The organism is Bradyrhizobium sp. SZCCHNR1053, assembly GCF_032381235.1.
GTDB lineage: Bacteria > Pseudomonadota > Alphaproteobacteria > Rhizobiales > Xanthobacteraceae > Bradyrhizobium.
Genome location: NZ_JAUHJM010000007.1, coordinates 295,800 through 311,966, shown reverse-complemented (window position 1 = coordinate 311,966; position 16,167 = coordinate 295,800). Strand labels below are relative to the sequence as shown.

Here is a 16,167-nt window from a genome sequence, read left to right as displayed (position 1 = left end):
CGTCAAGGTCTGACCTGACAAGCCGTCGCCGACAGCAGTCAGCCCGAGCTTGCCCAAGGTGCCGGTGCTGCCCGAGAGCGTCAATCCCGCCGCCGGCGGCGTCAAGGTGATCGCACCCGCGGTGATCGACGCGGTGACGCCGGTCTGGGTCTGGATCGCCGACAGCAGGTTGCTGACGCTGTCGCCGATGCCGATGCTGGTGCCGGACGAGGACGTGCCGGTGACGAAGGTGAAGGTGGTGCCGTTGACGACCAGCGTCTCACCGGAGGTGATGCCGGTGGCGAGGTTGTTCGACGCGGTGCCCGCCGTGCCCGACAGCTTGGTCGAGCCGGTGATCGCCGCCGGGGTGGTGTTGTCGTTCTGCACGACCGAACCGGTCACAGCCGTCGAGCTGGAGCCGAGCAGGTCGGTGGCGCTCGCCCCGGTCAGCGCCGCCGAGGTGACATTCGACTTGGTGGAGTAACCCACCGCGCTCTGCAGCACCTGGTTGGCGATCGACTTGGCACTGTCGACGAGCTTCTGCAGCGAGGTGATGCCGGTGTTGGCGGCTTGCAGCACCTGCACGCCGTTGCCGATGCCGTCGAGCAGATTGGAGATGTCGGAAGCGCGGTTGTCGAGACCCTGGGCGGTGAAGAAGTTGGTCGGATTGTCGAGCGCCGAGTTGACCTTCTTGCCCGTGGAGAGGTTGTTCTGCGTGGTGGCGAGGAGCTGAGCCGTCGACTGGAGCGACAGCAAATTCTGGCGCACCGACGCCGAGAGGACGATACCTGACATTTTCATACCCTTCTGGTGTGAAATAAACCCCGATCCCTTCGAGATCAGGGTGCAGCCCAGGTCGATTTGAACGACCCCGGACGACGGGCGTCACGGTGAATGGCAGTGGCTAACAAACGCTGAAGGGTTGTGGTGCGCAGCCGCCTCAATCAGCGGAACAGGCGCATCGGCGCGGCTCATTGCCGCGTCATCGCGCAAGAACGCCCTTTGAAAAGGCTCGTTGATTCAACAAACGCGCCCGTCGTTCACAACGCGTCAACCACCTTTGGAAAGGTTTCGACACGCGCGGCGACATTCTGCCGGCGGTCGTCATCGACCAGCGGACGACGCCGAGATGCGGTTTGCGCTCAGAGCGCCAGCGGCGGCGCATCGACCTCGATCAACGGCGTGAGACCGGCCGCGCGCTGGCGGCCGAACATGAGGACCGCCGCAATCAGCCGGTCGATGTCGCTCGTCCCGGTACGATGATTGACGATCGCGGCACGGATCGCCAGCCGTCCGTCGAGCATCGTGGTCGACGGCGCGGCGAGGCCGGATTCGTGGATGTCGGCGACGATCTCGCCGTTGAGCGCATCGGCATCCTCGGCGCGATAGCGGAAGCAGACGATGTTGAGATTGACCGGCGCCAGCAGCTCGAGCTCGGGCTCGGCGCGCACCCGCGCCTCCAGATGGCGCGCGAGCTCGCAGCTTCGCGCGATCACGGCGCCGAGCGCGTCCGTGCCGAACGTCCTCAGCGTGAACCAGGTCTTCAGCGCCCGGAAGCCGCGCGACAGATCAGGACCGAGATCGCAGGGCCACTCGGTGCCCGCCGCGAGACCACGGGTTTCGCGGCGCAGATAGGCGGCCGGCGAGGCGAAGGCGTCGCGATGCTTGGTGCCATCGCGCACCAGCAGGAAGCCCGCATCGTAGGGCACCTGCCCCCATTTGTGAAAATCCAGCGCAATCGAATCCGCCTGCTCGATGCCAGCGAGCTTCGGTGCGAGCTCCGGGGACAGCATCGCGAGCGCACCGAAGGCGCCGTCGACGTGAAACCAGAGCCCCTCGGCACGACAGAGCTCGGCAATATCAGCGAGGTCGTCGATGGCGCCGATATCGACGGTGCCAGCGGAGGCGACGACAAGAAACGGATGCAGTCCCGCGGCGCGATCGCGCGCGATCGCGGTCCGCAGCTCGCCGACGTCGACGCGATGTGCGGCATCCACCGCGATGCAGCCGAGCGCGTCGCTGCCCAGTCCGCAAATGTCCATCGCCTTGGCGATGCAGCCATGCGCGGCCCTCGAGGTGTAGGCGCGCAAGCGCCGGCCGTCGTCACCGAGGCCCAGCGTGCGAACCGACGCGCCGAGCGCGGAGCGGCGCGCCACCAGCACCGCCATCAGGTTCGCCATCGACGTGCCGGTGACGAAGATGCCGCTCGCGCTTGCCGGAAAGCCGAACAACTGGCGCATCCAGTCGACGACCTGCCGCTCGATCTCGATCGGCGCGTGGTCGCGGCCGCCGAGATTGGCGTTCAGTCCGGCTGCGAGCATCTCGGCGAGCATGCCGACCACGGTGCCGCCGCCATGCACCCAGCCCATGAATCCGGGATGCACGTTGCCGGTCGCATGGGGAACGACGAGCTCGCTGAAGTCGCGATAGACATCGGCGAGATCGGTCGGCGCATGCGGCAGCGCGCTGCGAAAGCTCTGCCGCGTCGCCTGCGACATCGGCTGCCAGACCGGCCGGTTGCGAATATCAGCGACATAGTCGATCATGTCATCGAGCATGCGATGACCGAGCGCGCGCATCTCGTCCCAATGTTGCGGATCGAGCGTCTCCGCCGTCCGCGATGCAGGATCGATGCGCAGCCCGGCGGTCACGCCGCCTGCTCCGCCCGCGACGCGGCGCGCTTGTCGATCATGGCCGCGAAGGCCGCAAAGATCTTCTGCATCTGCGGCGGCTTGTAGGGGAAGACCTCCGGCGAATCCATGTTGTGGACGACGGCCGTGTTGTCGGCCTCGAACACCAGCAGCGCGCCGTCCCTGGTCTCGGCGCAGTCGATGATGAAATAATCGAGGCCGACGCGCGCGGCGATCGCATCGAGCACGCTGCGGTGACGGCGGCCGAAGCCGATATCGAAGGTCTGCATGAAGGTCGCCTCTTCGAGGCGCTTGCTCTCGCTGCCGGCCATGTTGGCGTTGAGGTACCAGATGTCCCAGCGCCGCGCGATCGCCATGTGGCAGGCGTAGGCCGTGCCGTCGACGAACACGATGCGGTACTTGCGGAACTGGCCGTCCTCGCTGGCATAGTCGACGAAGCGCGAGACGAAGAACTCCTGCTCGTCGCGCTCGTCGAGATAGAGCGACAGCTCGAGCGGCTCATCGATCTTCTCGAGGCCGACGCCGGCATGCGAGCCGCGCGGCCGGACAATGACCGGGAAGGCGAGCGAGTGGTCGACGTCCGTGATCCATTCGCGCTCGTCGGCGATCTCGATCAGACGCTCGCGGTCGACGGGGATGGTCGCCGGAATGGTGAGCCCGTCGATGCCGGCCAGCAGCGCATGCAGCTTGTCGCGATCGAGATGCCAGATCCGCTCCGGCGGATTCAGCAGCGGACGCGGCCAGCGCGCCGCGACGGCATCGATCTCGCGCAGCGCGTGCTGACAATCCTCGGAATCGGAGGCGATGACGATGGCGACGTCATGAGCGGGCAAAGGCGCCAGCAGGTCCGCGCCCGGAACGACGTAGAGCAGCAGCAGCTCGATGTCGGTGTCCTCGAGCAGGAACTCGATCGGCGTGTTGCTGCCCATGTCGGTGGCCGCAGCGAGCGCGAGCACGCGCAGCCGCGGCGTCGCACTGTTGCAGGCAACGCGGTAGAGCTGCTGCGACTGCAGAACGTCGTACTGGATCGCGAGCCCGGACGATTTCTCGCCGATGAGCTGCGCGATCAGCGCGAGATCGAGCCCCTCGCCCGGCTCCGCGCTGCCGTCGAGCAGCTTGGCGAGCAAGGCGGCCCACATCGGTTTCAGGTCCTGGCCGTCGAAGGCGGCCTTGGCGAGCTTGGCCATGCCGATCCGGTCGGCATATCCTGCGCCGCTGGCCTCGGCCAGCGCGAGCAAATCAGTCGGCATTGCAGATGTCCCTGAGATCCTGGCTGCTCAGATCCGATACGAGCAGCTCTGTTTTGGCGACGATGTCGGCGATGCGGTCGATGTCGGATTCGAGATTGACCCGGGCGGCGGTGACGTCAGCGCACCACGCGTCCGTCACCTGGCGCGCGCCGATGCACAGCCGCAGCGCGGCCGTCGGCGCCTCGCCCGCGCGTTCGATCCGCACCGGCTGGCCGATCAGGCACTGGCGCGCGGCAACCTCGGCCGCGCGTCCAGTGAAGCGGCTGCCGAGGTCGCGCTGCAGCGCGCGATACACCGCCTGCGTCTCACCGAGGCCGAGCGGTCCGCCATCGCGCTGGAGCGCGAACGGGAAGATGGTGGGAAAGCCGAATTCGCCATCGCTCCCACCCTGCGCGGGGGCGCGGGTGATGATCGGACGCAGCACCGGCGACAGCATCAGCAGGCTTTCGATCGACTCGCCGAGCTGCCGGATCGCCATCCGACGGAATGTCTCGGGCACGGCGTGATACGCCGCGATCTCCGCCAGCGCGGCTTCCCAGCGCAGCCATTGGCCAATATTGGCGCGCGGCGCGGTGCGCGCGCGCAGATCCGTCCAGGCGAGCGGCCAATCGCTGCGATTGACGTAGTCGAACAAGCCGGGCGCGATCGGATGCCCGCTGCGCAGCGCAGCCGCTGCGGCCGCGGGCACCAGCAGCGCGCCGCTGAAGGCGGGGCCGCCGAAGAACTTCGAGCCTGTGACGAGCACCAAGTGGCCGCGCTCGAGATGATCGCGCAGCCGCGCCGCGCCGAGCCGCATCTGGCAGGCATCGACGACGACCTGGACGCGCCCCGGCCAGCGCCGCGCCACCTCGTCCAGGCAGGCCATGTCCGGCGCGCGCCAGCCGAGCTTGGAGGAATCCATGACCTGCAGCAGGACGCTACGGCCGTTCCGCACCAGCGCCTCGACGCTGTCGAGCACCTCGGCGTCGATATCAGCGCGCGGCTGCATCGATGCGCCGTCGAGCAGCGGCAGCGACACGGCGTCGCCCGAAAGCCCGTCGATCGGAGTGTTCATTCGCACCGTCGGGCCGTTGGCCGTCCGCGTGCTGAAATGGTGTCCCCGGGCGCTCGTGGCGGTGCCGCTGCCGGTCTGGTCGCCGCCGACGACGATGCTCGTGACGGCCTCACCCAGCACCGCCCGCACCAGCGCCAGCGCATGCAGTTGCGAGTCGGTGCCGGACGGCGAGAACACGATGTCGACCTCGTCGACAAGGCCGAGATATCCACGCAATTCGCAGCGCATCTCCTCGGTGCGCCGGTCGAGCGCCGCGTCGAGGCCGAGCGAGATCGCCGCATGCATCAGTTGCTCGCGCGCCAGCTCGACACGCGCATAGGCGCGTTCCGAAATCGGCGAGGCCGTGCTCGATGCGAAGCACAGCACATCGGGTTCGGGCGACGGCCCGCAGCCATAGACGTTGCGACCCCAGGGGCGATCGAGCGCCAGGCGGGTGTCGCCGCCGTCGATCAGGAGATCGCCGAGCAAGGCAAACAGATCACGCAGTCCGGTCGCGGCGCCCTGCTCGCGCCGGTCGATCGGGGATGGCTGAGAGATGTGCGACTGGGTTGCCGCCGGGGTCATCGTGCGGATCATCAGGCTGCGTCGGCCGCGGCAACGGTAGGAACCGCCACCGCCGACGCGAATTGCGAGGCGACATTGCCGTGGAACACGGACGGACCGACATGATCGAGCCGGCTGTCGAGATCGGCCCATATCTCGCCGCCGAGATCGGTCCATCGCCTGCAGAACGCAAAATCCTCGCTGAGATAGGTGCCGGTCTCAGGATCGATCATGCATTCGAACAGCGCGAAGCGGTTCGGGCAGCCGGCCAGCGCGTCCTGCGAATGCTCGCGGAAGAACTGCAGCGGCGCGTAGGCCGGGTGCGCGATCATTGCCTCGACGACGCGGCGGCGGATCATCAGGAAGCCGGTGCCGGCATAGCGCACGCGGGTGAAGCCGTTGACCACCGCGACGTGGTCCGGATTGTCGATCTCCAGCACGTAATCGAGCGACGCCGCCGGCACGTCCATCCGGTTGTCGTTGATGGCGCGGCGCGCCTTGTTCCAATTGACCTTCTTGACCGGATAGACACCGGCGACCATGTCGCCGCCGGACTCGATCAGCCGGAACACCTGCCTTGGCGTGAAGCCGATGTCCGCATCGACGAACAACAGATGCGTGGCCGAGGGATCATTGAGGAACAGGGTGACCAGATTCGCCCTCGCCCGGGTGATCAGCGCATCACCGTCGCGCATGTGGACGGTCAGGTCGACGTTCGAGGTGGCGCGCAACTCGCGCTGCAGGGCGAAGATCGAGCTCGCATAGATGCTCGACACCTGGCCGCCGAAGCATGGTGTCGCGATCACCAGGTGAATGCGCTCGTCGGTTCCGTCACTCACGTCCGCCTCCAGACAAAGAGGCTCTCGCCCCAGATCTGAACAAAAGCTAAAGAGCCGTGGTTAACGAAAACCTAACCGCCGCCCCCGGGGCGCTACAGATATTTCACGAGCGTGAGCTGGGCCAGCATCGCCGTCGTCTGGTAGGACGCCTGGAGGTTGGTCTGCAGCTGCAGGATCTGGCTCGCCACCTCCTGCTGCGAGATGCCCTCGGTCTGGTCGACCATGCTCTGCATCGCGGCCTTGGCCTGGGTCTGACGCGCCGTGGCGTCTTTCATCGTGGTCTGGGCGTTGGCGAAATCGGTCTGGATGTCCGAGATCGACTGCTGACCGAGCTGCGGCGTCAGGTTGGCGGCGATGCGCTGGCTGAGCGCGCCGATCTGCTGCGGCGCATTCGCTCCCGCCGGCGGCGTGTTGACGGCGGCGTAGACCGCGGTCTGCTGCACGAGGTTGCGGATCGCGAACTCGTTGCCCTGGGCGCCGAACTGAATGCTCTGCGCGGTGTCGATCCGGATGGTCGCGCTCGACCGCGCCGAGCCGGGACCGCTGTTGCCCGTGTACCAGGCGACGGTGTTGGCCGACCCGTTGACGAGGCTGGTCGCCGACCCCAGCGGCGAGCCGGAGACACGCAACGGCGGCGTCGCCGCCGTCACCGTGCCGGAGAAGCCCAGCGCCGCGAAGGCACCCGCGTTCGAGCTCGACACCGAGAAGCTGGCGGCGGCGTCGGTGCGCAAGGTGATCACGCCGCCGCTGATCGTCGACGGCTTCGACGTGCCGCTGAGCGTGTCGATCTTAGACAGCAGCGTCTGCACGCTGTCGCCGACGTTGATCTGGTTGTTGCCGTTGGCGCCGGAGGCGACGAAGGTCAGCGTCTGCCCGTTGACGGTGATGGTATCGCCGGCGGTGAAATTGGTCGCGAGCGAGTCGCTATTTGCCGGGCCCGACAGCAGCGTCGCCCCGGTGATCGGCGCGGGCGTCGTAGCCTTGTTGTTGACGGCCGTTCCCGACACGGAGCTCGCCGTGTTGAAGAAGTTGTCGCCGGCGACGATTGCCGAGGCGGCGGTCAGCGAGGTGTTGGCCAGGGTCGACAGCGCCGTGTTGAGCGCCGCGTTGAGATTGGCGGAGGTGGCCGCCGGCGTCGCACCGATGGCGAACGTATTGGTCGGCGCCGGCGTCGTGGTCGACGCCGTCAGCTTGATCGATTCCGAGGTGCCGTCGGGCAGCTTGAAGGTGAAGCTGATCTGGTCGCCCGCATTCGGATTGCCCGCCGTGAGGTCGACCGAAATGCCCGCAGGCGAGCCGGACGGCCCGGTCACCGTGGCGTTGGTGAGCGACGAAGTCACGCCGCTCAGCTTGAAACCGAACGGCGAGCCGGCGACGTCCTCCGCCAGCGTGATCGGCATCGTGGCCGACGCCGAAAGGTTGAGACGCCCGAGACCGTTGAGCCCGAGATCGGCCTGCTGCCGCTCGGCGATGACCTGCTTCAGGCCTGCCTGCGTCGTGGTGCCGTTCAGGATGTCGTCGGCCGACGCGATCGCCGGCCGGTCGGTGGCGCTGCCGGAGAAAATGTAGCGATCGCCGACCTGGGTGTTGAGGATGCCAGTGATGGCCGACAGGTTGGACAGCGCCGTCAACTGTCCCGTGGTCTGGCCCGTGCTGGTCAGGTTCTGCGGCGTCGCCGAGGCGCCGCTCTGGACCTGGTCATGAATCTTGGACAGCGACTGCAGCGAGGTATTGACCGCGCCGATCACGGTATTGACGTGGGTCATCGTCAGCGTGAAGGCCGAGATGTTCGAGAGCTGCGCTCGCGCCGCGATCGCGAACCCCTCGTCGGGCCCCATGCCGGCGTAGTTGTTCGCCTTGACACCGCTCGAGAGCTGCGTGGAAAGGTCCGCGAGCTGGTTGGAGATGTTCCGCACGGACCGGCCGAGCAGGGAATTTCCGTAATTGACACTGCTGATCGACATCTTACACGCGCCTCACTAAAATGCCTGGAGCAGGCTCTGCATCATGCTTTGCACGACCGACATGATATGGGCGTTGGCCGCATAGGTGTTCTGGACCTGGATCAGGTTGGACATCTCGCTGTCCATGTTGACCCCCGCCGTGCTCTGGAACTTCTCCTTCAGCGTGCTGACCACGACGCTCTGGCCCTGGCTGAGCTGGGTCGCCAGCGTCGAGGCACTGCCCTGCTGGCTGACGAACTGCTGCAGATAGCCGGACACCGTGCCCTGGAACGGCTGCGCCGCCGAGCCAAGGCCGGTGGTTGGCGAGTAGCTGAAGGTCGCCGAGGTCAGCTGCGCGAACAGGAAGTCCGGCCGCGTCGGGTCGCCGGCCGCGGTCTGCGGCGAGGTCGAATAGGTCGACAGCTTGGTCGGATCGTTGAGCAGCGCCGGATTGACGTTGAGCCGCCCGGCGAGCCCCGTCATCTGCGAGCCGGTCGAGGTGATCGCGCCGGTGTACAGCGCGCCGCCATCGGTGAAGACCGGCAGTTGCGCGTTGCCGCTGGCGAGCGTCTGCATCGTGGTGGTGGCCGAGGCCGCCTTGACCGTCGCCTGGCTGGTGCCGTCATCGGTGATGCGCAGCGTGGTGCCGGATGGATTGGCAAACTGCAGATGCGCGCCACCGAGCGCGCTGTTGAGCTGCGACACCACCGAGGCCATGCCGAGCGAGAAGTCGACGCCGACATAGGACGGGTTGGCACCGGTGGCATTCCGCAGCGGCAGCGCCGCTGGATCGTTGACGTTGACGATCTTGACCTGGCGCTGGACGTTGCTCGAATCCGTGTAGGTCAGATTGATGGTATTGCCCGCCAGCAGCCCGGTGGTCGAGACGTCGAAGCCGGCCGGCGGACCGGTCACCGCGGTGCCCGCCGTGGTCTTGTCGGACAGCGCCGAGGCCATCGTCGCCGCGAGCTGGTCGACCTGGGTCTGCGCCTGCACCAGGGTCTGGTCGCGCAGCTTGAGATCGGCCGCGATCTGCCCCGAGTTCAGGAGATTGTTCGACACGACGTCGAGCGATACGCCGTTCGACAGCTTGATGTTGAGCTGCCCGACGCCGGTCTTGGTCGGATCGCTGCTGTAGAGCGAGGTGGCGTCGAGCGTCCCCGGCGACGAGAAGGTGAACTCCGAGCTGAGGCCTGCGCCGACCAGCTGGATGCCGGAATTGGTGAACACGCTCGTGCCGTTGGTCGCATCCGAGACGACACGGATGTCGACGTATTTGGACAGCGTGTCGATGGCGTTGTCACGCTGATCCTGCAACGTCGCCGACAGCGGGTCGGAGGGGCTGAGCCCCTGCAACTGCATGTTCAGCGTCGCGATCTGCTTGATCGCGGCATTCGCCTGCGTGACCGAATTGCCGATGTCCTGCTCCACATTGGTGCGCAGGGTCTGGATGCCCTTGGTCGTCGCGTTGAGCTGCAGCGCCACGCCCTGCGCCGCCGACAGCGCCACCGACTGCGCCGACTGGTTGCTCGGATTGTTCGACAGCGACTGCAGCGCCGTCGTGAAATTGTTCAGCGCCGTCTCGAGCGTGCCGCTGCCGCCGGGCGTACCGTACACGGTTTGCAGCTGACCCAGGATGTTGGCCATCTGATTGGCATAGGTCCCGCCCGAGGTCTCGGTGCGGAGCTGGTTCTGGACGAACAAGTCGAGCTGACGGTTGACGCCCGTCGTCGTCACCGTCGAGCCGAAGCCGCCGCTGGCGACCTCGATCTGGTTCGGGTTCTGCGCGACATAGCCGGGCGTGTTCGCGTTGGCGACGTTCGAGGAGATGATCGAGAGCGCGGCCTGCGTCGAACGCAGGCCGGACATCGCGGTGGCGAGGGCAGAACTCAAACCCATGTTCGGTAGCCTTGTGTCAATTCAACTGCCACGTCTCAGCGCGATCAGCGCAGCACGTTCAGAAGATCCTGCACCATCGAATTGGCCGTCGTGATCACCTTGGTGTTGGCCGAATAGGCCTGCTGGGTCACGATCAGCTTGGTGAACTCGTCGGCGATGTCGGTGTTGGAGCCTTCCAGCGAGCCGCCCGAGATCTTGCCGGTCGCGCCGATGATGGCCTGGCCGGACTGGTCGGTCGCCTCATAGGCGCCGCCGTCGAGCGCCTTCAGGTAGTTGGTGCCGTTGAAGTGCGACAGCGTGACCTGCGCCAGGTTGATGGTCTGGCCGTTGGAGAAGGTGCCGGTGACGACGCCGCTGTTGTTGACGGCGACCGACTGCAGCTGGCCGGCGGCGAAGCCGTTCTGATTGATCTGGTTGATGGTCGCCGAGCCGATCGTGCTCGCATATTGTGTCAGCGCGCCCGAGGAGATGTTGAGGCTGACGGTGCCGAGCGTGGTGCCGTCGACCACGACGTTGGGAATGGAGATGTTGGAGGTCGTCGGCGACACCAGCGAGCCGTCGGAGGCGAACACGAAATTGGTGCCGACGTTCTGCCACGCCACCGTCGAGCCGGTCGCGTTCGAGTCGGTCTGGTAGAACAGGTTCCAGGTGTCCTTGTGGCCCGTGCCGAGCGTCGAGCTGTCGACCTTGCCCCAGCGCAGCTGCACGTTCACCGGCGTGCCCGACGAGTTGTAGGCCGTGACCGCGCCGCCCGAGATCGTCTCGTTGTTGAAGTTGGTGAGATCGTTGCCGATCACGATGCCGGTGCCGGGACTCGCCGTGCGCGTCAGCGCCACAGGTGACGTGAGGCCGAGCGCGGTGAAACCCGGGGAGGCACTGCTCAAGTTCCAGTCCTCGCCGCTGCCGGAATGCAGCGTGATCTTGCCGGCGGTGATGGTCGGCTGCACGCCGGTGACGGTCGCGATCTTCGCCAACAGCGTGCCGACGGAGTCGCCGACATTGATCTGGGTACCCGAGGCGCCGGAGGCGACGAAGGTGAAGGTGACGACGTCGCCGGCGCTGCCGGTCAGGGTGATGGTGTCGCCGGCGGTGAAGTTGCTCGAGATCGAGTCGCCGCTGGCTCCGCTCAACAATGTCGAGGTCGTGATCTGCGCCGGGACCTTGTTCATGGCGGTGGCACCGGTCACGGTGGAGTCGGCATAGAAGTTGGTGCCGACCGGCAGCGGCACGTTGGAGAGATCGGCCGAGTTGAGGCCGCCGGCCGCGACCAGCGTGCCGGTCGCAGCGTTGCCGCTCGCGGCGGTCTTCGGCTGCGTCGGCAGGTTGGCGGCGTACTGGATCGCGGTGGTCGCCTGCGCCGGCACGAAGTTGTTGGCGAACTGCAGCACGGTCGGCACGTTGCCGGTGGCGTTGCCGGTCTTCGGATCGACCGCGACGCCCATCAGGTAATAGCCGGCGCCGTTGATCAGGTTGCCGTTGGCGTTGAGCTGGAAGTCGCCGCGGCGGGTGTAGTTGGTGACGCCGGTGAAGACCGGCACGTTGTCGACGACCGAGGAGGCCTTCTGCACGTTGAAGAAGCCATCGCCGTTGATCGCCATGTTGGTGGCGACGGAGGACGTCGAGACGGTGCCCTGGGTGGTGATGGTGGCCTTGGCGAAGGCGGTGACACCGCCGGCGTTTTGCCGGGTCGGGTTGGTGGCGTTGGGGATGAGGTCTTCGAAGCTGGTGCCGATGCCCTTGTAGCCGACGGTCGACGCGTTCGCGATGTTACCGGAAATGTTCTGCAGCGCGAATGATTGAGCGGACAGACCGCTCACCGAAGTGTTCATCGCGTCGAAGATACCCATACCAATCTCTCCACTGTGATGCCGGTGGCGGGTCGGCCCGCACCGCGTTTCGTGGAGAGCTGTCGCAATCGCTGTGCCAGATGTGAAAATGCTGCGAAATCAGCAGGTTGGAAAATAGCAACGTAAAAAGAGCGGCGTCAAAACTGGTGAACAATTGCCGAGCCGGCAGTTCTTGCCGGGCCGGACGCGCCAAATCGCGCTCCGGCTCGACCGCTCGTCGCGGCTGCCGGCGCGTCCTCAAGAACCCCATCTGAGCCTTGAACGGACGGGCCGGACAATCCGGGCGCAAATTCCTGTCAGGTCGATGACGGATTTGCCGGATGGAACGTGAGCGACAGCCCGTCCATGCAGTAGCGCAGGCCGGTCGGCTTGGGGCCGTCGTCGAACACGTGGCCGAGATGGCCGCCGCAGCGGCGGCAATGCACCTCGGTGCGGACCATGCCGTAGGTCTTGTCCTGGCGCGTCGCCACGGCATTGTCGAGCGGCTTGAAAAAGCTCGGCCAGCCGGTGCCGCTGTCGAACTTGGTCTCGGAGGAGAACAGCGGCAGGTCGCAGCCGGCGCAGGCGAAGGTGCCCTTGCGATGCTCCTTCAGCAGCGGGCTGGTCCAGGGCCGCTCGGTGCCCTCCTCGCGCAGGATCTCGTATTGCTGCGGCGTCAATTGCGCGCGCCACTCGGCCTCGGTCTTCTCGATCTCGAACTTCTCGGCGGCGCGGGCCGGCGCGGAGCCGCCGAGCCAGCGCAGGGCAGCGAAGCCGAACAGGCCGGCGGCGGTGGTGAACATCAGACGGCGGTCGATCATGGACGTCTCCGTGCGGCGATGGGTTACCGGATCTACGGATGGGATCCCGCGAAGTTACGTCAGGCGCCGGCGCGACGGCTCACTTTCTTGCGAGGGGTCAGCCCTCCCCGGCGTCGGGACGGCGGTTCAGATCGGATGGCTGCGGCCGCAACGGCAGCCGCGAGCCGGGACGCTCGGCTGCCCGGCGCCGCGCTTCGGCCGCCCTGATCTCGCGCACACGCTCCTGCGCGCGTACGCGCTCGCGGTGCCGCGCCAGCGTCCCGGCCGCGGCGGCGCGGCCGCGAATCCAGAGATTGACCACATGGCCGGCGACCCGGCCGCTGACGCCGCCGGCCCAGACCAGCTCGAACGGCGAGAACAGCTTCCAGCGGTCGTCGCCGGCGAGGATCGCTTGCGCGATCAGCTGCCCGGCCATCGCCGAGGTGTTGAGCCCCTGCCGGCCGAAGCCGCTCGCGACCCACAGCCCTTTGCGAAGCTGGCCGATCTGCGGCATGCCGTGCACGGTCTGGCCGGTCACGCCGCCGAAGGTCTCGGCGATCTCGACGCGGCCGAGCTGCGGGAACACCGTCCGGATCCGGCGCTGCAACGCCGCGGCAAATCCGCTGGGCCGGGCGTCCCAGGTCGTCTCCGGGCTCGCCCACATCAGCCGGTCACCGTCGACGATGCGAAAATGATCGATGCCGTCGGTATCGCTGACTGATCCCTGGAAGGCGACCGCCTCGGCGAGCCGCTCGCCGAGCGGCGCGGTGACGCCACCATAGCGCCACACCGGCAACAGCGTATCGGACAGTTTCTGCAGCGGCGCGCCGAGATGGATGTTGCCGGCCAGCACGATGTGCGAGGCCCGCATCCGCGCCGACGGCGTCACGATGCGCTTGCGCACGCCTGACGCGTCGATGCTGACCACCGGCGTATCCTCGAAGATCCGCGCCCCGGCCCTGTGCGCGAGCCGCGCCAGGGCATGAACATACTTCCGGCCATCGAGCTGGAACGCCCGGGGGTAATGGACGCCATGGAAGTAGCGGTCGGTCTTGAGCTTGGTCCTGACACGCTCGACCTGCCAGCCCTCGACCTCGGTGTCGAAATCCTCGTGCAGCATCTGCAGGCGGCGGATCAAGGCGTCGCCGGCATCGACATTGGAGACTTCGAGCGCGCCTTCGCTGAGCCCGATGCCCGGCATCGCCGCCTCGGTGGCCTGGGCGCGGATGAACTCGGCGCCGGACCAGGACAACGCCCACAGCGCCCGCGCATGCGCGAGCCCGACGCGCTCGATCAGGTCCGGCAGCGGCAGGTCGAACCCGGGCATGACCGTGCCGATCATGTGACCGGATGCGTTCCATCCGACTTGGCGACCTTCCAGCACCGCGACGCTCGCCCCCTGCCGGGCCGCGCACAACGCCACCGTCAAGCCGGCCAATCCCGCCCCGACCACACAGACGTCGACATCGAGGTCGAAATTCAACCTGGTGCGGCCGTGTGCACCTGCGGCATCGGCGTCATCGTTCATGCTTGTGGAAGTCTCGCTCATGGCGTTTTCTTAGCGAACCCTGCGCCGGACGTCATGACGCTTTTAATGGCGATAAAGAGACGTGGTAGAGGCTGACCCAGCCTGAACGATTCGAGACGGAATTCCATGCGCCGATTGATGCTGCTGCGCCACGCCAAGACCGAGACTGACGCGCCGACCGGCCGCGACCAGGACCGCCGTCTCGACGAGCGCGGGCACCAGGATGCCGCCATGATCGGCGATTTCATCGCCAGCCACCCGCCGGTGCCGGAGCTGGTGCTGGTCTCGACCGCGGTTCGGGCGCAGCAGACCTGGGATCTCGCGCTTGCGGCGATGAAGGACCGTGTCCCGGCCCCGCAGGTCGAGTCCATTCCCGAGCTCTACGGCGCCGAGCCGATGCAGATCCTGTATCACATCCGCCTTGCGGCAGCGCATGATCCGAAGCAGCTCCTGCTCGTCGGGCACAATCCCGGCATGCACGAGCTGGCGCTGGCGCTGACCGGCGAGGGCGATTCCGAGGCCCGCCACGAGCTGATGCGCAACATGCCGACCGCGGGACTCGCGGTGCTCGATTTCGACACCGACGATTGGGGCGATGTGAGCTTCGCCCGCGGCAACCTGCTGAGGTTCATCACGCCGAAACTGCTCAAACACGGCTCGGTCGATTGACAGGCAGGTCGGGGCCGGCGCGTAATGCCGGCGGAGAGAGAGGAGGACCTTCGATGTTCAACTCGATTCTGGTGCCGATCGATCTGGCCGACACCGACCTCGCCAAGCCGGCCATCGCCACCGCGGCCACGCTGGCGCAGACCTGGAGCGGCACGGTGCATCTGCTCAACGTGATGCCGATGACGCCGGTGATGCTCGCCGAATACGTCCCAGCCGATTTCGATGCGCAGCAGCGCGAGACCGCCGAGGAAGCGCTGTCGATCGTGGCGCGCGAATCCGGCATCCCGGCCGATCGCATCAGCTACACGGTACGCCAGGGCGGCATCTATCACGAGATCCTCGAGGAGGCGGCCAAGGTCAACGCCGACCTGATCGTGATGACCTCGCACCGCCCGGCGATGCGCACCTACTTCCTCGGCAGCAACGCGGGGCACGTGGTACGCTATGCCAAGTGCTCGGTGCTGGTGGTGAGGCCGTGAGGCGGCAGATCACCGCATCTTCGCATGTCGGACCGCTTTGACCGAGCCGTGAGTCAGACGGTCGGACCAGCCTCAGCCGCGCGAGCAAGCCAGAAGCTACGCTCGCCGTTCGCTGGCTCACCAACCGAATGTGCGATCAATTCGAAACCATTGTCGCGAAGCAGCGCCGCGTACTCGGATGGATCGAGAGACGCATGATAAAGCGGATCGCCGCGATAGCACCCGATGGCTTCACCATGCGCGGGGCCTGCGTTGAACATCAGAATGCCGCCCGAAGCCGTGCAGGCCGCGAAGATTGGAAACATTCGTCGCTGGTCATCGTGCCCAAGATGGAAGAAGCTGTCCCACGCCAGCACCCCGTCAAATCGCCGCCCTGAGGTCAACGACCGCATGTCGGCGACGATCCATTCCTGATCCGGCATCCTCGTTCGGCAAAGTGCGATCATCGTCGGCGAGCTGTCCACGCCGGTGACGGAAAACCCCTGTCCGGAAATGTGCGCTGCGACGGGCGCACCGCCCCCGCAGCCCAGATCGAGCACGGCCGCGCCCGGTCGGAGACACGCAAGGAAGCGTTCGATGGGAGGCTTGTCAGTCCAGGCAGCCGCGCGACGGTCGGCGTCCCACGACAGCGCATGGTGCTCGTAGTGGGCGACAATACGGCCTGCACCTTGGTTCATGGAAACTCCGTAGCAGGGGCCAGATGCCCC

12 protein-coding genes and 1 pseudogene are annotated in these 16,167 nt (G+C 66.6%); 2 read left to right on the top strand and 11 right to left on the bottom strand.

What is annotated here, in order from left to right; genetic code table 11:
• The 10 genes and pseudogenes from QX051_RS19105 to QX051_RS19060 all read right to left on the bottom strand — a co-directional run.
• A pseudogene (locus QX051_RS19105) lies at positions 1-774 on the bottom strand (flagellar protein); the annotation flags it as partial.
• 347 nt (positions 775-1,121) lie between these two features.
• Complete coding sequence (locus QX051_RS19100; protein ID WP_315777196.1) at positions 1,122-2,558, bottom strand: aspartate aminotransferase family protein; 1,437 nt, start codon at positions 2,556-2,558, stop codon at positions 1,122-1,124.
• A 68-nt stretch (positions 2,559-2,626) separates the two neighbouring features.
• A complete protein-coding gene (locus QX051_RS19095; protein WP_315777195.1) occupies positions 2,627-3,817 on the bottom strand; it encodes a hypothetical protein in 1,191 nt (396 codons plus the stop codon).
• 52 nt (positions 3,818-3,869) lie between these two features.
• Positions 3,870-5,498 carry a hypothetical protein gene (locus tag QX051_RS19090; RefSeq protein ID WP_315777186.1) on the bottom strand — a complete coding sequence of 543 codons (1,629 nt, stop codon included), beginning with the start codon at positions 5,496-5,498 and terminating at the stop codon, positions 3,870-3,872.
• Positions 5,499-5,509: 11 nt separating this feature from the next.
• Positions 5,510-6,316, bottom strand: a complete 807-nt coding sequence (locus QX051_RS19085; protein WP_315777185.1) for a hypothetical protein — start codon at positions 6,314-6,316, stop codon at positions 5,510-5,512.
• 92 nt (positions 6,317-6,408) lie between these two features.
• Positions 6,409-8,280: a flagellar protein gene (locus tag QX051_RS19080; protein WP_315774079.1), complete on the bottom strand. Its 1,872-nt coding sequence runs from the start codon at positions 8,278-8,280 to the stop codon at positions 6,409-6,411.
• Between the two features lie 15 nt (positions 8,281-8,295).
• Complete coding sequence (gene flgK, locus QX051_RS19075; protein ID WP_315774081.1) at positions 8,296-10,158, bottom strand: flagellar hook-associated protein FlgK; 1,863 nt, start codon at positions 10,156-10,158, stop codon at positions 8,296-8,298.
• Between the two features lie 44 nt (positions 10,159-10,202).
• Positions 10,203-12,005 carry a flagellar hook-basal body complex protein gene (locus QX051_RS19070; protein ID WP_315777184.1) on the bottom strand — a complete coding sequence of 601 codons (1,803 nt, stop codon included), beginning with the start codon at positions 12,003-12,005 and terminating at the stop codon, positions 10,203-10,205.
• Positions 12,006-12,301: 296 nt separating this feature from the next.
• Complete coding sequence (gene msrB / locus QX051_RS19065) at positions 12,302-12,805, bottom strand: peptide-methionine (R)-S-oxide reductase MsrB (protein WP_315758324.1); 504 nt, start codon at positions 12,803-12,805, stop codon at positions 12,302-12,304.
• A gap of 97 nt (positions 12,806-12,902) precedes the next feature.
• The gene (locus QX051_RS19060; protein ID WP_315758325.1) at positions 12,903-14,333 is read right to left on the bottom strand and encodes an FAD-binding oxidoreductase; all 1,431 of its coding nucleotides are present in this window, start codon (positions 14,331-14,333) and stop codon (positions 12,903-12,905) included.
• A gap of 105 nt (positions 14,334-14,438) precedes the next feature.
• Here QX051_RS19060 and QX051_RS19055 point away from each other — a divergent pair, with 105 nt between their 5' ends.
• Together QX051_RS19055 and QX051_RS19050 are read left to right on the top strand one after the other, a co-directional pair.
• Positions 14,439-14,981 carry a histidine phosphatase family protein gene (locus QX051_RS19055; protein WP_315777183.1) on the top strand — a complete coding sequence of 181 codons (543 nt, stop codon included), beginning with the start codon at positions 14,439-14,441 and terminating at the stop codon, positions 14,979-14,981.
• 53 nt (positions 14,982-15,034) lie between these two features.
• A complete protein-coding gene (locus QX051_RS19050) occupies positions 15,035-15,460 on the top strand; it encodes a universal stress protein (protein ID WP_315777182.1) in 426 nt (141 codons plus the stop codon).
• 53 nt (positions 15,461-15,513) lie between these two features.
• Here QX051_RS19050 and QX051_RS19045 read toward each other — a convergent pair whose 3' ends face one another.
• The gene (locus QX051_RS19045; protein ID WP_315777181.1) at positions 15,514-16,137 is read right to left on the bottom strand and encodes a class I SAM-dependent methyltransferase; all 624 of its coding nucleotides are present in this window, start codon (positions 16,135-16,137) and stop codon (positions 15,514-15,516) included.
• Positions 16,138-16,167: the final 30 nt, after the last annotated feature.

Excerpts from the sequence above, each read along its gene's own strand:
- QX051_RS19060 (WP_315758325.1), bottom strand. The coding sequence starts at position 14,333 with ATGAGCGAGACTTCCACAAGCATGAACGATGACGCCGATGCCGCAGGT.
- QX051_RS19045 (WP_315777181.1), bottom strand. The coding sequence starts at position 16,137 with ATGAACCAAGGTGCAGGCCGTATTGTCGCCCACTACGAGCACCATGCG.
- flgK (WP_315774081.1), bottom strand. The coding sequence starts at position 10,158 with ATGGGTTTGAGTTCTGCCCTCGCCACCGCGATGTCCGGCCTGCGTTCG.
- QX051_RS19100 (WP_315777196.1), bottom strand. The coding sequence starts at position 2,558 with ATGCGCGCGCTCGGTCATCGCATGCTCGATGACATGATCGACTATGTC.
- QX051_RS19055 (WP_315777183.1), top strand. The coding sequence starts at position 14,439 with ATGCGCCGATTGATGCTGCTGCGCCACGCCAAGACCGAGACTGACGCG.
- QX051_RS19070 (WP_315777184.1), bottom strand. The coding sequence starts at position 12,005 with ATGGGTATCTTCGACGCGATGAACACTTCGGTGAGCGGTCTGTCCGCT.
- QX051_RS19050 (WP_315777182.1), top strand. The coding sequence starts at position 15,035 with ATGTTCAACTCGATTCTGGTGCCGATCGATCTGGCCGACACCGACCTC.
- QX051_RS19090 (WP_315777186.1), bottom strand. The coding sequence starts at position 5,498 with ATGACCCCGGCGGCAACCCAGTCGCACATCTCTCAGCCATCCCCGATC.
- QX051_RS19095 (WP_315777195.1), bottom strand. The coding sequence starts at position 3,817 with ATGGCCAAGCTCGCCAAGGCCGCCTTCGACGGCCAGGACCTGAAACCG.
- msrB (WP_315758324.1), bottom strand. The coding sequence starts at position 12,805 with ATGATCGACCGCCGTCTGATGTTCACCACCGCCGCCGGCCTGTTCGGC.
- QX051_RS19080 (WP_315774079.1), bottom strand. The coding sequence starts at position 8,280 with ATGTCGATCAGCAGTGTCAATTACGGAAATTCCCTGCTCGGCCGGTCC.